The organism is Actinocorallia longicatena, from assembly GCF_039534125.1.
Classification (GTDB): Bacteria; Actinomycetota; Actinomycetes; order Streptosporangiales; family Streptosporangiaceae; genus Actinocorallia; species Actinocorallia longicatena.
This window is the reverse complement of the sequence record NZ_BAAAUV010000034.1, coordinates 39,372-56,628: the sequence shown is the minus strand read 5'-3', so window position 1 is coordinate 56,628 and position 17,257 is coordinate 39,372. Positions and strand designations below refer to the sequence as shown.

General features: G+C 72.0%; 18 protein-coding genes and 1 pseudogene. 11 read left to right on the top strand and 8 right to left on the bottom strand.

Features of this window, described 5'->3' with window-relative positions; genetic code table 11:
- The first annotated feature begins 68 nt into the window (after positions 1–68).
- Positions 69–692, top strand: a complete 624-nt coding sequence (locus tag ABD785_RS36665; RefSeq protein WP_344838063.1) for a polysaccharide deacetylase family protein — start codon at positions 69–71, stop codon at positions 690–692.
- On the opposite strand, the gene ABD785_RS36660 is transcribed toward ABD785_RS36665, so the two are convergent.
- From ABD785_RS36660 to ABD785_RS36640, 5 genes are read right to left on the bottom strand one after another with little or no spacing between them, the layout of a single operon-like run.
- Positions 689–1,516: a PSP1 domain-containing protein gene (locus tag ABD785_RS36660; RefSeq protein ID WP_344838060.1), complete on the bottom strand. Its 828-nt coding sequence runs from the start codon at positions 1,514–1,516 to the stop codon at positions 689–691. The genes ABD785_RS36665 and ABD785_RS36660 overlap by 4 nt on opposite strands.
- A 10-nt stretch (positions 1,517–1,526) precedes the next feature.
- Positions 1,527–2,300, bottom strand: a complete 774-nt coding sequence (locus ABD785_RS36655; protein WP_344838058.1) for a fructosamine kinase family protein — start codon at positions 2,298–2,300, stop codon at positions 1,527–1,529.
- A 5-nt stretch (positions 2,301–2,305) separates the two neighbouring features.
- Positions 2,306–2,773 (bottom strand): low molecular weight protein-tyrosine-phosphatase, encoded by a 468-nt coding sequence (locus ABD785_RS36650; RefSeq protein WP_344838056.1) that lies wholly within the window; start codon positions 2,771–2,773, stop codon positions 2,306–2,308.
- Positions 2,774–2,815: 42 nt separating this feature from the next.
- Complete coding sequence (locus ABD785_RS36645) at positions 2,816–3,433, bottom strand: permease-like cell division protein FtsX (protein WP_344838054.1); 618 nt, start codon at positions 3,431–3,433, stop codon at positions 2,816–2,818.
- Positions 3,430–3,924 (bottom strand): SigE family RNA polymerase sigma factor, encoded by a 495-nt coding sequence (locus ABD785_RS36640; RefSeq protein WP_344838050.1) that lies wholly within the window; start codon positions 3,922–3,924, stop codon positions 3,430–3,432. The genes ABD785_RS36645 and ABD785_RS36640 overlap by 4 nt, the downstream gene beginning before the upstream one ends.
- A 117-nt stretch (positions 3,925–4,041) precedes the next feature.
- On the opposite strand from ABD785_RS36640, the gene ABD785_RS36635 reads away from it, so the two are divergent.
- Both ABD785_RS36635 and galE read left to right on the top strand, forming a co-directional pair.
- Positions 4,042–5,301, top strand: coding sequence for an aspartate aminotransferase type Ic (locus ABD785_RS36635; RefSeq protein ID WP_344838047.1), 1,260 nt, complete (start codon positions 4,042–4,044; stop codon positions 5,299–5,301).
- Positions 5,302–5,418: 117 nt separating this feature from the next.
- Positions 5,419–6,375: a UDP-glucose 4-epimerase GalE gene (gene galE / locus ABD785_RS36630; protein WP_344838108.1), complete on the top strand. Its 957-nt coding sequence runs from the start codon at positions 5,419–5,421 to the stop codon at positions 6,373–6,375.
- Positions 6,376–6,413: 38 nt separating this feature from the next.
- Here galE and ABD785_RS36625 read toward each other — a convergent pair whose 3' ends face one another.
- Both ABD785_RS36625 and ABD785_RS36620 read right to left on the bottom strand, forming a co-directional pair.
- Positions 6,414–6,929, bottom strand: a complete 516-nt coding sequence (locus ABD785_RS36625) for a DedA family protein (protein WP_344838044.1) — start codon at positions 6,927–6,929, stop codon at positions 6,414–6,416.
- A 105-nt stretch (positions 6,930–7,034) separates the two neighbouring features.
- Positions 7,035–7,370 (bottom strand): TSCPD domain-containing protein, encoded by a 336-nt coding sequence (locus ABD785_RS36620; protein ID WP_344838042.1) that lies wholly within the window; start codon positions 7,368–7,370, stop codon positions 7,035–7,037.
- Positions 7,371–7,600: 230 nt separating this feature from the next.
- Between ABD785_RS36620 and ABD785_RS36615 the strand changes: the two genes are divergently transcribed.
- The 4 genes from ABD785_RS36615 (at position 7,601) to ABD785_RS36600 (ending at position 12,150) form a co-directional block, all read left to right on the top strand.
- Positions 7,601–8,329, top strand: a complete 729-nt coding sequence (locus ABD785_RS36615) for a nuclease-related domain-containing protein (RefSeq protein ID WP_344838039.1) — start codon at positions 7,601–7,603, stop codon at positions 8,327–8,329.
- Between the two features lie 75 nt (positions 8,330–8,404).
- Positions 8,405–10,177: a hypothetical protein gene (locus ABD785_RS36610; protein WP_344838036.1), complete on the top strand. Its 1,773-nt coding sequence runs from the start codon at positions 8,405–8,407 to the stop codon at positions 10,175–10,177.
- Entirely contained in the window at positions 10,170–10,817 is a 648-nt protein-coding gene (locus ABD785_RS36605; RefSeq protein ID WP_344838033.1) for a hypothetical protein, read from the top strand. Before ABD785_RS36610 ends, ABD785_RS36605 begins: the two co-directional genes overlap by 8 nt.
- Positions 10,818–10,929: 112 nt before the next feature.
- A complete protein-coding gene (locus ABD785_RS36600) occupies positions 10,930–12,150 on the top strand; it encodes an NlpC/P60 family protein (RefSeq protein WP_344838030.1) in 1,221 nt (406 codons plus the stop codon).
- An 81-nt stretch (positions 12,151–12,231) separates the two neighbouring features.
- Here ABD785_RS36600 and ABD785_RS36595 read toward each other — a convergent pair whose 3' ends face one another.
- The gene (locus tag ABD785_RS36595; RefSeq protein ID WP_344838028.1) at positions 12,232–12,720 is read right to left on the bottom strand and encodes an inorganic diphosphatase; all 489 of its coding nucleotides are present in this window, start codon (positions 12,718–12,720) and stop codon (positions 12,232–12,234) included.
- A 54-nt stretch (positions 12,721–12,774) separates the two neighbouring features.
- Between ABD785_RS36595 and dacB the strand changes: the two genes are divergently transcribed.
- The 4 genes and pseudogenes from dacB to hpt all read left to right on the top strand — a co-directional run bounded on the left by dacB (position 12,775) and on the right by hpt (position 17,177).
- A complete protein-coding gene (gene dacB, locus ABD785_RS36590; RefSeq protein ID WP_344838025.1) occupies positions 12,775–14,175 on the top strand; it encodes a D-alanyl-D-alanine carboxypeptidase/D-alanyl-D-alanine endopeptidase in 1,401 nt (466 codons plus the stop codon).
- A gap of 198 nt (positions 14,176–14,373) precedes the next feature.
- A complete protein-coding gene (locus tag ABD785_RS36585; protein ID WP_344838022.1) occupies positions 14,374–15,492 on the top strand; it encodes a zinc-dependent metalloprotease in 1,119 nt (372 codons plus the stop codon).
- An 89-nt stretch (positions 15,493–15,581) separates the two neighbouring features.
- A pseudogene (tilS, locus tag ABD785_RS36580) lies at positions 15,582–16,571 on the top strand (tRNA lysidine(34) synthetase TilS); the annotation flags it as partial.
- Positions 16,572–16,622: 51 nt separating this feature from the next.
- Entirely contained in the window at positions 16,623–17,177 is a 555-nt protein-coding gene (gene hpt, locus ABD785_RS36575; protein ID WP_344838104.1) for a hypoxanthine phosphoribosyltransferase, read from the top strand.
- Positions 17,178–17,257 lie beyond the last annotated feature (80 nt).

Here is a 17,257-nt window from a genome sequence, read left to right as displayed (position 1 = left end):
TTCAGACGGCCGAGGCGGCGCCGGTCCCCACGGTACGGCCGGTGGTGCGGCCCGCCCCCGTTCCCACGATGAATCGCGCGGTCGCACCGCGTCGCAAACCGATCCGGAACGTACACGAGATCGATGAGAATGCCCCGAAAAAGGCGGTCGCTCTGACCATCGACGACGGTCCGCATCCCCTCTGGACGCCGAAAGTTCTTGATCTTCTCGCGCATTTCGAGGTCAAGGCGACCTTCTTCGTGATCGGCGAGCAGATCGGTGACAACGCGAAACTCGTCCGGCGGATCGTCGAGGCCGGGCACGAGATCGCGAACCACACGCTGACCCACCCGATCTACATGCCGGGCCTGTCGGTCAAGCAGATCGACCACGAGCTCGTCGAGGCGCACAAGCGCATCCACGAGGAGACCGGCGCCGTCCCGCGGCTGTTCCGCGCGCCCGGCGGCAACTGGTCGCCGAAGGTCTACAAGACGATCGCCAAGCACGGCCTGTTCCCGATCGACTGGGACATCGACCCGCGCGACTGGGCCCGTCCCGGAGTCGCCCACATCCAGCGCCACCTGATGCGCGCCAAGCCCGGCGACATCCTGCTCTGCCACGACGGCGGCGGCGACCGCTCGCAGACCGTCCGCTCGCTCAAGCACGTCCTCCCGCGCCTGAAAGACCGCGGCCTGGAGTTCGTGACGCTCTAGTTCTCGGCGTCGTAGCGTTCGTCGTGCTGCTGTCGCGGGGAGCAGGCGGAGGCGGACGGGCAGGCGCAGCGGCGGCCGGACTCCAGCCGGACGGTCACCGTGTCCGCGGGGACGTTGCGGCCCACGACCTGGCCGTCGCCCTCGGGCGTGGTGACCTTGGCGCCGAGCCGCGGCATCCGGGCGTGCGCCTCCTGGTAGAGCGGGTGCTCGTACTTGAGGCAGCACATCAGCCGCCCGCACGCGCCGGAGATCCGCAGCGGGTTGACCGGCAGGTCCTGCTCCTTGGCCATGCGGACCGACACCGGTTCGAAGTCCTTGAGGAAGGTCGCGCAGCACAGGTCGCGGCCGCACGGGCCGATCCCGCCCTGGAGCCTCGCCTCGTCGCGCGGGCCGACCTGGCGGAGCTCGACCCGGGCCTGCATCCCGCGGGCCAGATCCCGGACGAGCGCCCGGAAGTCGACCCGGCCGGGGGCGGAGAAGTACAGCCGGAAGACGTTGTCGGCGTCGAGGTAGTCGATGCCGATGACCTTCATCGGAAGCTTGTGCTGGCGGATGAGCTTCTTGGCGATGGAGCGTCCCTCGGTGCGGCGCACCCGGTTGGACTCGTCGCGGTCGAGATGCTCGGGACCGGCGATCCCGGCGCAGACCGGCAAGCCCTCGATGTCGTCGTTGACCCAGGACGGGGCCCAGACGCACTCGGCGACCTCGGAGCCGTGCTCGGTCGGCACCAGCACCCGATCACCGATCTTCGGGCTGTGCGTTCCCGGGTCGAGGTAGTACAACCGCCCGTACCGGGTGAAGGAGACCGCCATCACCATGCCCATACCGGACACCCTAGCCGCTGCCCGAAAATAACGACGATCTTGCTGTGGGCATCGTCCGAGCCCGGTAGGAGGCGCCGTACAGCACGCAGTGGACGAGCAATGGATGGAGCCGGTGCAGCGGCGCCCGCTCCCGCCACCCCTCGGCCAGCGGCCGCGCCTCGTCGTAGGCCGCCAGGATCCGGTCCAGGTGCGGCGCGCCGAACAGGCCGAGCATCGCCAGGTCGGTCTCGCGGTGCCCGCCGTGCGCCGCCGGGTCGATCAGCCATGCCCGTCCCCCCGACCAGTGGACGTTCCCCGACCACAGGTCGCCGTGGATCCGGCTGACGGGCTCCGCCGGCTGCCGGGCGCGTCCGAGGAAGGCCTCGATCTCGGTGACGTCGGAGGCCGAGAGCGTTCCGGCGTCGCGGGCCGTCCGGGCGTAGGGCAGGCAGCGCCGCTCGGCGTACCAGGTGAGCCAGTCGTCGCCGGCGGGAGCGTTGTCGAGCGGGAGATCGGCGATCATGCCGGGCCAGGGCGCGCCGAAGCGGTCCGCGCCCAGGGCGTGCAGCCCGGCGAGCGCCCGGCCGAACTCCTCCGCGGCCCGGACGCCCGGCCGCTCCGGCTCCAGCCAGGGCAGGACGAGCTCGTCCGCGCCGAGATGGACGACCTCCGGCGCCAGCGGGCTCAGCCGGCGCAGCCCGTGCGCCTCGGCGGAGAAGTCGGCGCCCCGCTTGACGAAGACCTCGCGGCCCTCCCGGACTCCCCGGTGGAGCGTCCAGGAATGGCTCGTGCCGAGGAACTCCACCGGGCCTACAGAGCCTTGCGGATCTCGTCGAGCAGCCCGGGGACGGCCGCCTCGATCAGCTCGCGGCACTCCTCGAAACCGGCCTTCCCCCCGTAGTAGGGGTCGGGCACGTTGAGGTCGGCCGCCGCCGGATCGAAGGAGCGCAGCAGCCGCACCTTCTCGCGCGCCTCGACGGTCGGCGCCATCGAGCGCAGGTCCCGGTAGTGCCCCTCGTCCAGCGCGATGACCAGGTCGTAGCGGTCGAACCAGATCGGCCGGAACTGCCGGGCCTCGTGCGCGCTGGTGTACCCGGCGCGGCGCAGGGCGCTGACCGTCCGCGGGTCGGCTCCGTCGCCCGCGTGCCAGCCGCCCGTCCCGGAGCTGTCGACCTCGACGTCGAGCCCCTCGTCCTCGGCATGACGCCGCAGGACGTGCTCGGCCATCGGGCTGCGGCAGATGTTGCCGGTGCAGACGAAGGTCACGCGGTAGGTCATGCGGTCAAGTCTGCCGCACGGCGATCGGCGCCGCGAAGGGCGTCAGGGGCGGCCCATCGGCATGGGCGTTCCGCTGGGCGGGAGGGTCGTCGGGGGGCCGCCCAGCGCCCGCTCGTCGACCATCCGGTCGATGCCGGGGGCAGAGGCCAGGGCCCTGACGACCTGGCCGGCGTAGCGCGGGCTCTCGAGGGTGATGCGGATCGAGGACGGGACGTCGCCCACCCGGACGTCAGGGGAGCTGCTGAAGAGCCGCCGGAACCGCGCGAAGGCGTCGGCCTCGGACTCGAAGTGGACGTCCTTCACCCCCTTCAGCCCCGCGGCCGAGGTCATCAGGGCCTGGACCCGCTCCGGGGTCACCGCCCTGTGACCGCAGGACGGGTTGGAGCTGTTCGCCGAGCAGAGGTAGACCGAGACGTCCCAGCCGCCGACGGCGATCAGGGGACCGGGGCCGGCGGTGACGGACGGCTCATCGGGCGTGAGGGCCGCGCGGCCGAACAGGACGGCGCCGGCCGTGGCCGCGGCCATCGCGGTGACGGTGACGGCGATCCGCCAGGGGAGGCGGCGTCCCGGCGCGGCGGGAGGGGGCGCGAGGGCTCCGGCGGGAAAGGTCTCGCCCACGGCGTGCAACGCCTCGTGGAGGCTCTCTTCGATCGGGGTCACCGCTCCTCCTTCAGGATGCGTTCGAGCGCGGCCAGCCCGCGCGACGTCGTGGACTTCACGGTGCCGTTGCTGACGCCCATCGTCAGGGCGATCTCGGCTTCGGACAGGTCGAGGAAGTAGCGCAGGACCAGTGCCTCGCGCTGGCGTCCCGGCAGCCGGTGCAGGGCCGCGACGACCGCCCGCTGCTCCTCGTCGTGCAGGACGGCGGCCTCGGCCGACCAGACCGGAGGCAGATGCTCGGTCAGGCGGAAGCGGCCGCGCCGCCGGGTGTCCCGGCAGCGGTTCAGGACCGCCGACCGCACGTAGGTCAGGGCCTTGTCGCGGTCGCGCAGCCGGTGCCAGTTGCGGTGCAGCCCGAAGAACGCCTCCTGGACGGCGTCCTCGGCGGCCTGACGGTCACCGGTCATGATCAGGGCCAGGCGGACGAGCCCCAGCGCGTGCCCACGGTAGAGATCCGTGATCGTCTCGCCGGGCGGGGGATGAGGCGCCACGTCGGTTTCCATGCTCCAGAGACGGAGAAATCGCGGTCAGGTTGCCCGGATCGTCGCACTTTTCCGGGTGGGGATAACTCTTCGCTGGTCGGCCGGGGGGTTCGATATCCTCGACGGGTGACTTCTCAGACGGTGGCGGAGCGCCACGCTCAGGCTCGCAAGGACTACGAGGCCTTCAAGGCGCGTGGGCTGAAGCTGGACCTCACGCGAGGCAAGCCCGCCCCGGCCCAGCTCGAGCTGTCCAACGCGATCCTTTCGCTGCCGGGAGAGGGCGTCTACAAGTCCGCCGACGGCACCGACCTGCGCAACTACGGCGGACTCAACGGCCTGGCCGAGCTGCGCGAGATCTTCGCCGCCGCGCTTCAGGTCCCGGCGGGCCAGCTCGTCGCGCTGGGCAACTCCAGCCTGTCGATCATGCACGACACCGTGGTCCACGCGCTGCTCAGCGTGCTGCCCGGCGGTGAGAAGAAGTGGGCGGCGCAGGAGCGCATCGCCTTCCTCGCCCCGGTGCCCGGCTACGACCGGCACTTCTCGCTGTGCGAGCGGTTCGGGATCGAGCTGATCCAGGTCCCGATGACGGGTGAGGGCCCCGACATGGACGTCGTCGAGCGCCTCGTCGCCGAGGACTCCGGGATCAAGGGCATCTGGTGCGTGCCCAAGTACAGCAACCCGTCGGGCATCTCCTACTCCGACGACGTGGTGCGCCGCCTCGCCGCGATGCCCACCGCCGCGCCCGACTTCCGGATCTTCTGGGACAACGCCTACGCCGTCCACCACCTCACCGACAAGCCGTCCGAGATCGCCGACGTGCTGAAGCTGAGCGAGGAGGCGGGCCACCCCGACCGCCCGTTCGTCTTCGGGTCCACCTCGAAGATCACCTTCGCGGGCGCGGGTGTCGCGTTCGTCGGCTCGTCCCAGGCCAACGTCGCCTGGCTGCTGAAGAACCTCAGCATGGCGACCATCGGCCATGACAAGATCAACCAGCTCCGTCACGTGCAGTTCCTCAAGGACGCCGAGGGCCTCGCCGCCCACATGAGCGCGCACGCCGAGATCGTCCGGCCGAAGTTCGACGCGGTCGACCGCATCCTCACCGAGCAGCTCGACGGCACCGACCTCGCCTCCTGGACCAAGCCCGAGGGCGGCTACTTCATCTCCCTCGACGTCCCCGAGGGCTGTGCCAAGCGGGTCGTCACCCTGGCCAAGGAGGCGGGCGTCGCCCTGACCCCGGCCGGAGCCACCCATCCCTACGGCGACGACAAGGCCGACCGCACCATCCGCGTCGCCCCGACCTTCCCGGTCCTGTCCGAGCTCGAGGTCGCCATCGAGGGCCTCGCCACCTGCGTCCGCCTCGCGGGCTACGAGAAGCTCGACTCCTGATCCACCGCACGTCATCGAGGCTCGCCCCGGACGACGGGGCGGGCCTTCGCGCGTCCCGGCTGGAACCCGCCGCGTCCCGGTGACGTTCTACAGAGCCCAGTCCGAAAAGGGGAAATGATGAAGGTTCTAGTCACAGGTGGGGCCGGGTACATCGGGTCCGTCGTCGCCACGCAGCTGCTGGAGGCCGGGCACGAGGTCACGGTCATGGACAACCTGGTGACGGGGCGGACGGACTCCGTTCCCGAGGGCGCCGAGTTCGTCCAGGGCGACATCAAGGCCTCCGCCGAGGTCCTCGGCCGGGGCGGCTACGACGGGGTCCTGCACTTCGCGGCCCGCTCCCAGGTCGCCGAGTCCGTGGCCAAGCCCGAGGTCTACTGGGACAACAACGTGTCGGGGACCCTGGCGCTGCTGTCGGCGATGCGCGAGAACGGGGTCGGCCGGATCGTCTTCTCCTCGACGGCCGCCACCTACGGCGTCACCGGGGACGGGCCGATCACCGAGGACACCCCGGCCGCGCCGATCAACCCCTACGGCCAGTCGAAGGTCGCCGTCGACTACGCCCTCCAGGGCGAGGCCGCCGCGCACGGGCTGGCCGCCACCAGCCTGCGCTACTTCAACGTGGGCGGGTCCTACGCGGGCCGGGGGGAACTGCACGACCCCGAGACGCACCTGATCCCGAACGTGCTGGCCGTCGCGGCGGGCCGCCGGACGTCCGTCGACGTGTTCGGCACCGACTACCCGACCCACGACGGCACCGCCATCCGCGACTACCTGCACGTCGCCGACCTGGCCCAGGCCCACCTCCTGGCCCTCGACGCCGTCACGCCGGGGGTCCACCGGATCTACAACCTGGGCAGCGGCACCGGCTACTCCGTCATGGAGGTCGTCAAGGCGGCCCGCGCCGTCACCGGCCACCCGATCCCGGTCAACCCGCTGCCCCGCCGGGCCGGCGACCCCGCCGTCCTGGTCGCCTCCTCGGACCGGATCCACACCGAGCTCGGCTGGAAGGCCACCGCCCCGCTCGACCAGATCGTCGCCGACGCCTGGACCTTCATGAAGTCCTTCATCTCCTAGGGTCTGTCCCAGACCCAGACCCAGACCCAGACCCTGGCTCAGACGGGCAGGCCGGGGGCGGCGGCGAAGCCGATCGCGACGAAGACCGGCGCCCAGATCGCGCTGCTCACGGTCGTCCAGACCATGAAGCGGCGGATCGGGATGCCGTTCATGCCGCACAGGGTGGGCACCAGGGTCCGCACGACCGCGGTGAACCGCCCGACGAACACGGCCTTCCCGCTGTTGCGGGCGATCATCTTCAGGGCCTTCTCGGTGTGCCGCGCGCTGCGCATCCGGCGCGGCACCCGGGCCATCAGCCCGCCGCCCCACCGCCGCCCGGCGGCGTAGCCGATCAGGTTGCCCGCCACCGCGCCCACCACGGCAGCGACCAGGATCCCCGTCACCGAGACCCGGCCGTGGTAGGCGAGGATCCCGCCGACCACGACGGCGGTCTGCCCCGGCACGACCACGCCGACCAGCGGCAGCGCCGCCTCCAGCGCGGGGGCGAGCAGCACCAGGATCAGCGCTCCCCACACCCCGGCCATGCCCATGTGAGCCGCCATCCACGCCGTCATCACGCCGCCTCCGTCCGGGGATCCTGGTGATCCCCAGCCTTCCGAAGCGGCGCCTTGAGCACCCTCCCGCGGGCGCCCGTTCCGAGGTGGTGCCAGTGCCACCCCTCAGGCGGGCTGTAGCGACCGGTCCGCCGCCCCGGGGAGCCCGGCCCGGGCGGCGGGCACCGCGACCGGGGTCTCGGCTCCGGTCTCGGGGAGGCCGAGCGAGCGGCGCTCGGCGGGGGTCAGATGGGTGCGGGCGAGCTGCCGGGCCAGGTAGTCGGCCAGCGAGGTGGCGTGGGGGACGGCGGGGTCCCCGGTCGGCCCGGCCGGGACGAACCGGGTATGCAGCAGCTTCTCGACCAGATGGGCGGCCGGGACGCCCCCGTCGAGATTGATCGAGATCGCGATGGCCAGGGCCTCGGCCAGCCCCGCCAGGTCACCGTCGTCGAAGCACGTCACCCGCCGAACCTAGCGGCCCGCCCTGACAGAACAGCCCAGCCCGGTCCCAACGCCGGGTACAGGGATCGGGACGGCCCGCGCACGCCGTCGGGTTACCCACTTCGGGTAGGGAACGGGACGGTGAACCGGAAAATTCGCGCCAAGTGCGAGAAGGATCGAGACGGGGTGCGCCGAAGTCCTTGAACGGCGGAGCGGGGAGGGCGACTCTTGGCCGCGAGGGGGTGGGCGGAGTGCCGCGACTGGAGGTCGCCACGGCCGGGGCTTCGGCGCGGGCGCGGTACCGGGCCCTGACCACCCGGACGGAGCGGGGCGTCGTCGCCGGGGCGATGGGCGGGAGCGCCGCTCTGATGATCGGCGGTATCGGCGGCTGGCCCGCGGGCGCCGCGGGCGGAGCGCTCGTGGCGGGCGTGCACTTCGCGCTCGGCTGGATGCGGCCGGGCCCGGAGACCGACTGGCGCCGGGGCGCCGCCGCCGAACGCCGCACCGGACGTCACCTGTCCGAGCTGGAGGGCAACGGCTACACGGTCCTGCACGACCGGTCGGTGCCGGGCCTCGAGGGCACCAACCTCGACCATCTCGTCATCGGGCTGACCGGCGTCTACGCGGTGATCACGCGCCGGATCGGGCCGCGGACCCGCCTGCGGGCGGGCGAGGGACGCCTGTGGGCGGCGGCCCGCGACGTGTCCGGGCTCGAGGCGACCGCGGCCCTGGCCGGACCCCTGGTGTCGGCGGAGCTGTCGGCCGAGCTCGACAAGGACATGGAGGTCGTCCCGGTCGTGGCCGTCCAGTACGGACGGGTCGAGGCGGAGCTCGAGCACGCGGGTGTCCGGCTGCTCGCGGGACGCTCGGTCGGCGGGTTCGTGCGCGCCCGCCCGGTGGTGTTCACCACCTCCCAGGTGGCGACGATCGTCGCGGCGGCGGAAAGGCTATTCCCCCCTATGGTCGGACAATTCAACTGACACCGGTGATGACCCTGAGATCGAATCCACGGAATCAGTGGAGTGATGTATGGGAAAACCTTTAACTTTCCTTCCATGGAAGACCGCCTGCTCGTCGAAGCCCTGCGTTCGCGTGATCCCGGTGCACTGGCCGCGGTCTACGACGAGTACGCCACCAGGCTCTACGCGTACTGCTGGTCCCATCTGCTCAACCGGGACGCCGCCCAGGTCGCCCTTCGCGACACCTTCATCGTGGCGGAGGCGCATATAGATAGATTGCGCGACATAGACCGTTTCGCCCCTTGGATTTACGCGATCGCGAGAATCGAATGCGCCCGCCGGATGCCCCTTCCCGGCCAGCGACCCGACCTGCCGATCGCCAGCCACGACCAGCCCGACGTCGACCAGCGGCTGCTCTCCTGGCGGGCCGTCCGCAGCCTCGGCCCGCGCGAGCGCGAGGCGCTGGAGCTGCGGGTCCTGCACCAGCTCGCGGTGCCCGACTTCGCCCTCGTCCTCGACCGGCCGCAGAAGGAGGTCCAGGAGCTGCTCGACGAGGCCCGCACCGGGCTGCGCTCCGCGCTGGCGGCCGAGATCCTCGCCCATCTCGGGCCCCACGGATGCGACGGCAGGGCGGCGATCCTCGCCGACCGCGACGGCGGCGAACTCGACCCGGTGCTCCGCGCCAGGCTGCTGGCCCACGCCGGGGCCTGCACGGTCTGCGGCGGGCACCGTCCGGCCGAGTCCCTGTCGCCCGCGAAGGTGTTCGGGCTGCTGCCCTACGCCGACGCCCCGCCCTCCCTGCGGGTCAGGGTGATGAGCTGCTTCACCGATCCCGAGCTGGTCAGCTACCGGCTGTTCGTCGCCACCCGGGTCACCGAGTTCACCGCGGCGGGCTTCCCCCGGCAGGGGCCCCGGGCGATCGCCCCCGTCACGACCAGGGTGCGGCGGTTCGCCCGGATCGGCCTGGTCTCCGCGGTCGTCGTCGCGGGCGCGATCACGGCCGCGTCGTTCGTCGGCTGGCTGGCGAGCGACCAGACCCGCGACGCCGAGACCACCGCCTCCCACTCCACCCCGGACGACCGGACCACCCTCGCGCCCGGCTCGGCGGGGCCGTCCCCGTCCGGCACCGGCACCGGACCCGTCTCGGCGACCTTCCCCCTCGGGGCGCGCGAGTCGTCGGTGCCCGAGGCCGTCGCCGTGCCCGAACCGTCGCCGCCGCGGCCGGGGGAGCAGTCGCCGCCGCCGCACGTCCCGCAGTCCGGGTCGGACGGCACCGGCACCACCGAACCCCCCGGCGGCCCAGGCAGGCTGGAGGTCTCCCCGCACTACCTCGACGTCGGCACCGGCTCCGGCGGCACCGTGACCCTCCACGCGACCGGCGGCGGCCTGGTCTGGCGTGCCCGGGCCACGGGCCCGATCCGGTTGTCGGCACCGTCGGGGAAGCTGAAGGAGGGCGAGAGCGTCACCCTCAGCGTCCACGTCTTCCGCTCCGCGAGCTCCCGCGGCGAGGGCAGCCTGACCTTCGGGACGACGACCGTCACGGTGACCTGGCGGCCCACGCCACCGCCCGCCACCCCACCGCCCATCGCCACCCCGACCCCCGAACCGAGCCCGTCAGGCACCCCGAGCCCGACCCCCACCGGACCGTCCCCCACGAGCCCCCCGCCCACCACCCCTCCGCACACCACCCCACCGCGCACGACGCCACCGCACACGACTCCTCCGCACACCGACCCGCCCGCCACCGATCCGCCCGCCACCACGCCGCCGCCCACCGGGCAGCCGACGAGCGAGCCGCCCGCGAGCACCCCGCCGAAGGACCAGGAGACCACCGCCCCCGGCACCACCTCGGCCGCCCCCGATGCCTGACCCCGGCTACCGGGTGCGCGGCGACGGTCGGGTGCTGCCCGAGGAGCCGGGCCCCGGACGCAAGGCGCTGGTCGCGGACGTCCAGCGGGTCGCATGGCCGCTGTGGACCGAGCCGGGAGCCAGGATCCGCAGGGACGTCACCGAGCTCTGCCGGTTGCAGGCCGCCCGGGGCCTGACGGTCCTCGGCCTGCTCGCGCTCGGCGACGAGTCCTCCGACGTGGCCTGGCTGCTGGGCGTCCAGCGGCTGTCGGGCCCGCGGCAGGAACGGATGTACGGAGCGGCGGCCCAGGTCCCGCCCGACGTGCGCAAGCTCGTGCTCGCGAACTGGGGCTGGGCCCTCGACGGCCCGCTCGGCGGCTCCGTCGTCGCGGCGTTCCTCGCCGGCGGCGCCTACCCGTCGGACGGCTACGCCGCCGCGCACGCGACCGTCACCCTGCTGCGGCTGTGGGAACGCCATCCGGATCTGCGTCCGATGGTGGCGGCGGCCTGGGCGGCGACCCGGACGGCCGCCGACTGGGTGCGCGCCGCCGAGACCGAGGGACCGGTGTTCACATACCCGGCGAAGGCCGTCCAAAAGGCAGGACGTCCCTGGGTCGCGCGGCTCCTGCATGGGGAAAACAAGATCGTTAACGTGGACTAGGCAAAGAGTGCTCAGGGGTAGTGAAGCCTCCGGGTGACGAAAGTTCACACCGAGTGATTTGACTACTACTCTCGGTATAAATGATCGAGAGCCCTGCCCGAAGGGAGAGCACATGGCCAGGCTGCGAAGCCGACCCATCGCCGTGCTCACGGCGGGTGCGCTCCTCGCGGGCGCGGCACCTGCCGTCGCCGCGACGCCACGTCCGCCCAGCGCGGACGACGTCGCGCGCAGCAAAGAGGTCGTGAAGGACAAGGCGCAGGAGGTCGGCCGGATCAAGTTCCGGCTCGCCGAGGCTGCGGGCCGTCTCGAGTCGCTCGGCGACAGCGCCGAGCTGGCTCTGGAACGCTACAACGGCGAGCTGGTCAAGCTCCGCCGAGCCGGGGCCTCCTACGCCGACGCCCGGCGCAGGCTGGGCGTGGCCCAGGGGAACTACGACCGGGCCCGCGGTGAGCTGGTCGGCTACGCCTCCTCGGCCTACCGGACCAACGGCGGCATCGGCGGCATGGCCGCGGTGATCGCCGGCCGGGACGGCCCGCAGGGGTTCATGGACCGCGCGGGCATGCTCCAGGTCCTGTCCCGCAACCACGACACGGCGATGCAGAAGGTCGAGGCCGCCCGGCTCGTGGCCCGGATCCTGCGCAAGCAGGCCAAGCGGGCCTTCGCCGCCCGGCAGGACGCCTTCGCCTCCGCCGACCGGGCCAAGCGGACCGCGGTGAAGGCCGTCGCCGACCAGAAGGCGGCCGTCGGGAGCATCGCGGCGGAGAAGACCCGGCTGACGTCCGAGCTGTCGAAGGCGGAGAACCGCTCGATCCTCCTGGCCCAGCGGCGCTCGGAGGCCCTGCGCCAGCGCCGGCAGGCGGCACTGGCCAAGAAGGCGACCGGCACCTTCCGGGGGAGCGGCCGCAGCAGCAGCCTGATGGGCGGGGCGGGCCGCGGCTCGCTGGTGGTCCGCTCGGCGCTCAAGTGGATCGGCACCCCGTACGCGTGGGGCGGCGGCAACGGCGCGGGCCCGTCCTACGGCATCGACTACGGCCGCAACACGTGGGGTTTCGACTGCTCGGGACTGGCCCTCTACGCCTGGGGCAGGGCGGGGGTCACCCTCGACCACTGGACGGGCTCACAGTGGACCGCGGGCCCCCACGTCCCGACCAGCATGCTCAGGCCGGGGGACCTCGTCTTCTTCGCGACCGACACCGCGAACCCCGACACCATCCACCACGTCGGCATCTTCATCGGCGACGGCCAGATGATCGAGGCTCCCTACACGGGGGCGCGGGTCCGGGTGTCGACGATCTGGCGGAACGGCCTCATCGGAGCGGTCCGGCCGTCGTGACGGGCGGCCGGAAGACCCGGAAGGCCGGAGGAACCGGAAGGCCGGGGCGGTGTCCGCCCCGGCCGGCACGCTTCGGCGGTCTCAGTGGCCGGAGGTCTCCGCGCGCTTGATCGAGCGGACGATCTCCTCTTCGGCCTCGACGCGGCCGACCCAGTTGGCGCCCTCGACGGACTTGCCGGGCTCGAGGTCCTTGTAGACCTCGAAGAAGTGCTGGATCTCCAGGCGGTCGAACTCGCCGACGTGGTGGATGTCCCGGACGTGGTCCCAGCGGGGGTCGGTGGCCGGAACGCAGAGCAGCTTGTCGTCGCCGCCCGCCTCGTCGGTCATCCGGAACATGCCGACGGTGCGGCAGAGGATCAGGCAGCCGGGGAAGGTCGGCTCCTGGAGCAGGACCAGGGCGTCGAGCGGGTCGCCGTCCTCGCCGAGGGTGCCCTCGACGTAGCCGTAGTCCGCCGGATACTGGGTGGAGGTGAAAAGGAGGCGGTCGAGGCGGATGCGGCCGGTCTCGTGGTCCACCTCGTACTTGTTCCGAGAGCCCTTGGGAATCTCGATGAGAACGTCGAACTCCACTGTGTTTCCTCCGCCGATTGATGCGTGCCTTATGGGGCGTTGTGTGTATACAGGATGACGCACCACAGGGAATGGACTTGGAAGAGGGGAGGGGTAGTGCAAGTGACCGTTGACCGGCCAGTGGCCGTGGTCACACTCTTCCTGCTCCAAGTTTTCACCGTGGGTGCGGGTGCCGGAGTGGTAAAAATCACACCGGAGCGGGAGCTGTCACCGCAGCCGGCCGCCGTGGCCCACAGGCAGATCGTAGTTCCCGGAGAGAACACGCAGGGTACCGCTTCAGGGCCTATTCCGGCACAGGCCACTCTCACGGCGAAGCTCAACGGCCTGGGAACGGCGAAGGTGACGGGCGTCGTGCTCGACGCCGCCACCGGACGGACCCTCTACGACAGGGGCTCGGGCACCCCGGCCGTCCCCGCCTCCACCACGAAGATCATCACTTCGACGGCCGCGATGGCCGCGCTGGGCTCCGACGCCAGGCTGACCACGAAGGTCGTCCGCAAGGGCAACCGGATCGTGCTCGTCGGCGGCGGCGATCCGACCCTGACCTCGAAGGCCGTCCCCACCGGCTATCCCAGGCCCGCCTCGCTGGCCGACCTCGCCAAGAAGACCGCCGCCGCGCTGAAGACGGCCGGGCTGAAGAGCGTCCCGGTGGACTACGACACCTCGGTCTTCCAGGGGTCGCGGCTCGGCCCCGGCTGGAAGCCGAACTACGTGCCCGAGGGCAGCGTCGCGCCGGTCGCCGGGCTGATGGCCGACAACGGGCGGGTCACCCCCAACCCGTGCGAGGGGACGGTCGAGGCCTCCCCGGACGGTCCCACGGCCGCGGCCACCGCCTTCGGGAAGTGGCTGAAGCGCTACGGCGTCACCCCGGTCAAGGGGCGCGCCGCGTCGGGCTCGGGCGGCACGCCCCTGGCCGACGTGCAGTCGCCGCCGGTCTCCGCGCTGGTCGAGCACGTGATGCAGTGCAGCGACAACGACGTGGCCGAGGCGCTGGCCCGGCATGTGGCCATCAAGAAGGGGCTGCCGCCGACCTTCGAGGGCGGCGCGCAGGCCGTCCGGCAGGTGCTCCAGTCGCTGGGGGTCGCCGAGGGCGTGGCCACGGTCGACGGCAGCGGCCTGTCGCCCCGCAACCGGATCACCCCGCTCGGCCTCGCGCGGGTCGTCGCCCTGGACGCCGCGGGCAAGCGCCCCGAGCTCAGGACCGTCATCAGCGGAATGCCCGTGGCCGGGTTCAGCGGCACGCTCACCGAGCGGTTCACCGGGACGACCGGGGCGGGCGTGGTCAGGGCCAAGACCGGCACCCTCAGCAAGGTCGCGACGCTCGCCGGGATCATCACCGACCGCGACGGCCGCCTGCTCACCTTCGCCTTCATGGACAACGACGCCGTCGATCTCGGCGCCTCCCGCCTGATCCTCGACGGCCTGGCGTCCTCCGTGGTCTCCTGCGGCTGCTAGGGCCTGTCTGATGAATACCTGGCCTACTGCGCGACGCCCAGGCACGCACCTGGACGCCGCTCGCCACGGCCGCCATCCATCAGACAGGCCCTCGGGGCACCGAACCTTTTCGGTACGCCGTTCGTTCGGAGGGTAAGAGCCACGGTGGAGTAATAACGCGTTTTCCACCGGTCGAGGGGAGCAGGCGTTTTGGGCAGCATGATCGACTGGGGTACCGCGGTACAGACCGGGAGCCGGCTCGTCCGGCCCGGGCCGCAGATCCCGGCGGAAGAGGCCAAGGCCGTCGTCGCCGAGCTCAAGGAGCTGTCCGCGCTGGCGCAGGTCCACGTCCGAGAGTTCACCCGGATGGACGTCCCACCGGAGCCGCAGCCCGCGACCGTCGTCGACAGGCCGGGCTGGATCAAGGCCAACGTCGACGGTTTCCGGGTCGTCCTCGAACCCCTGATGGACCGGTTGTCGAAGAAACGCCCGGGCAGCGGAGCGACGGGCCTGGTCGTCGACATGGTCGGCTCCCGGGTGACCGGCGTGCAGATGGGCGCGATCCTCGCCTACATGGCCAGCCGGGTGCTCGGCCAGTACGAGCTCTTCCTGCCGCCCGACCCGTCCGGGCGCGCGCCGGCCGGCCGCCTCACCCTGGTGGCGCCGAACATCGTGGCCACCGAGCAGGAGCTCGGGGTCGACCCGCGCGACTTCCGGCTCTGGGTCTGCCTGCACGAGGAGACCCACCGCGCCCAGTTCACCGGCGTCCCCTGGCTGCGCGGCTACGTGCAGGACCAGATGACCAGGTTCCTGCTCGCCTCCGACATCAGCCCCTCGGACATGCTCGACCGGCTCAAGGACGCAGCCGAGGCCGTGGCCGACGCCGTCCGCGGCGGCGACTCCACGCTCATCGACGCCATCCAGACCCCCGAGCAGCGCGAGATCCTCGACCGGCTCACCGCGGTGATGACCCTGGTCGAGGGCCACGGCGACTTCGTCATGGACGCCGTCGGCCCCGAGGTCGTGCCCTCGGTCGCCGACATCCGCTCGAAGTTCAACCACCGCCGCGGCGGCGGCTCCCGCCTCGACAAGACCATCCGGCGGCTCCTCGGCATCGACCTCAAGATGAAGCAGTACGCCGAGGGCTCCCGCTTCGTCCGCAGGGTCCACGCCGAGGTCGGCATGGACGGCTTCAACAAGGTCTGGCGGTCCCCCGCGACCCTCCCGACCATGGACGAGATCGCCGACCCGTCGAAGTGGATCGCCCGCGTGGCGGCCCCTCCGGCCGTCGAGGGCGAGGTCCTGTCCCTGGAGAAGCCCAGCGGCACCGAATCCTGACGCGCGCCCCGGGGAGTCCACCCCGCTCCCGGTGAGAAGCTGGGAGCGGGGTGGATTCTCCATTCTCCGAGGCGAGCGGGAGGACGACGGTGGGGCCGGATCCGGCGGTCGCGGCGGTGCGCCTGGCGGTGCGGCGGGCGCTGGCCGATCTCGCACCGGGCGGGCGGGTGCTCGTCGCGTGCAGCGGCGGGGCTGATTCGCTCGCTCTGGCCGGTGCGCTCGCCTTCGAGGCCCGCCGATCGGGACGGGACGCCGGGGGCGTCACAGTGGATCATGGGCTTCAGGAGGGGGCGGGGGACCGCGCCGAGCACGTCGCCGCGACCCTGCGGGGCCTCGGGCTCGCTCCCGTCGAGGCGGTGAGCGTGCGGGTCGGCACCGAGGGCGGTCCCGAGGCCGCGGCCCGCGCCGCCCGGTACACGGCGCTCGACGAGGTCGCGGCGCGGACCGGCGCCCGGGCGGTCCTGCTCGGGCACACCCGCGACGACCAGGCCGAGACCGTGCTGCTGAGGCTCGCCCGCGGCTCCGGCGCCCGCTCCCTCGCCGGGATGGCGCCCGTCAACGGGACCTACCGGCGCCCGCTGCTCGGGCTGGGCCGCGCCGAGGTGCGGCGGGCCTGCCTGCTCATGGGCCTCACCCCCTGGGACGACCCGCACAACCTCGATCCGTCCTACGCGCGGGTGCGGGTCAGGCTGAACGCGCTGCCCGTCCTGGAGGAGCAGCTCGGTCCGGGAGTCGCGGAGTCGCTGGCGCGCACGGCCGAACTGCTGCGCGAGGACGCCGACGCGCTCGACGCGTGGGCGGCCCGCCTCCACGCCGAGGCCGCCGCGCAGGAACCGGGTGATCCTCACCACGTCCAGGACGACGTCCTGGACGCCGCGGTGCTCGCGGCCGCTCCCAAGGCGGTCAGGGGACGCGTTCTGCGCGAGGCCGCGATCAGGGCGGGCGCGTCGGCGGGTGCGCTCTCCCGGGTCCACATCGAGGCGATGGATCTGCTGGTGACGGGGTGGAGGGGACAGAAGAGGGCGGACCTGCCCGGCGGGGTCTGTGCGTTCCGGCGGTATGGCAAGCTGCACTGGGGCTCGGCCGAAGAGGCCGGGGGGGATAAAAGCGCCGAAGAAGGGCAATTAGGGGTGGACGAGAAGGACCTGGGCACCGACATCGCGAAGGTGCTGATCCCGGAGGACCAGCTTCAGGCCAAGATCCGGGAGCTCGCCGCCCAGATCGACGCCGACTACGAAGGCAAGGATCTGCTGCTCGTCGCGGTGCTCAAGGGCGCCGTCATGGTCATGGCCGACCTGTCGCGGGCCATGCACCGTCACGTCTCGCTCGACTTCATGGCCGTCTCCTCCTACGGCTCGGGCACCAAGTCGTCCGGCGTGGTCCGGATCCTGAAGGACCTCGACACCGACATCTCCGGCAAGAACGTCCTGATCGTGGAGGACATCGTCGACTCCGGTCTCACGCTCTCCTGGCTGATCGAGAACCTGCGGACCCGCCAGCCCGCGAGCCTCGAGGTCTGCGCCATCCTGCGCAAGCCGGAAGCGGTCAAGACGGACATCGACGTGAAGTACATCGGCTTCGACATCCCGAACGAGTTCGTCGTCGGTTACGGTCTTGACTATGCCGAGAAGTACCGGAACCTCCCGTTCGTCGGTACTCTCGCGCCCCATGTGTACAGCAGCTGATCGTGGGGAACTACCCGGTCTGCCCGGTCGTTGCCAAGGAGCTGGGGCAAGATCCGTGCGATAGGTGTCGGCTGCATGGG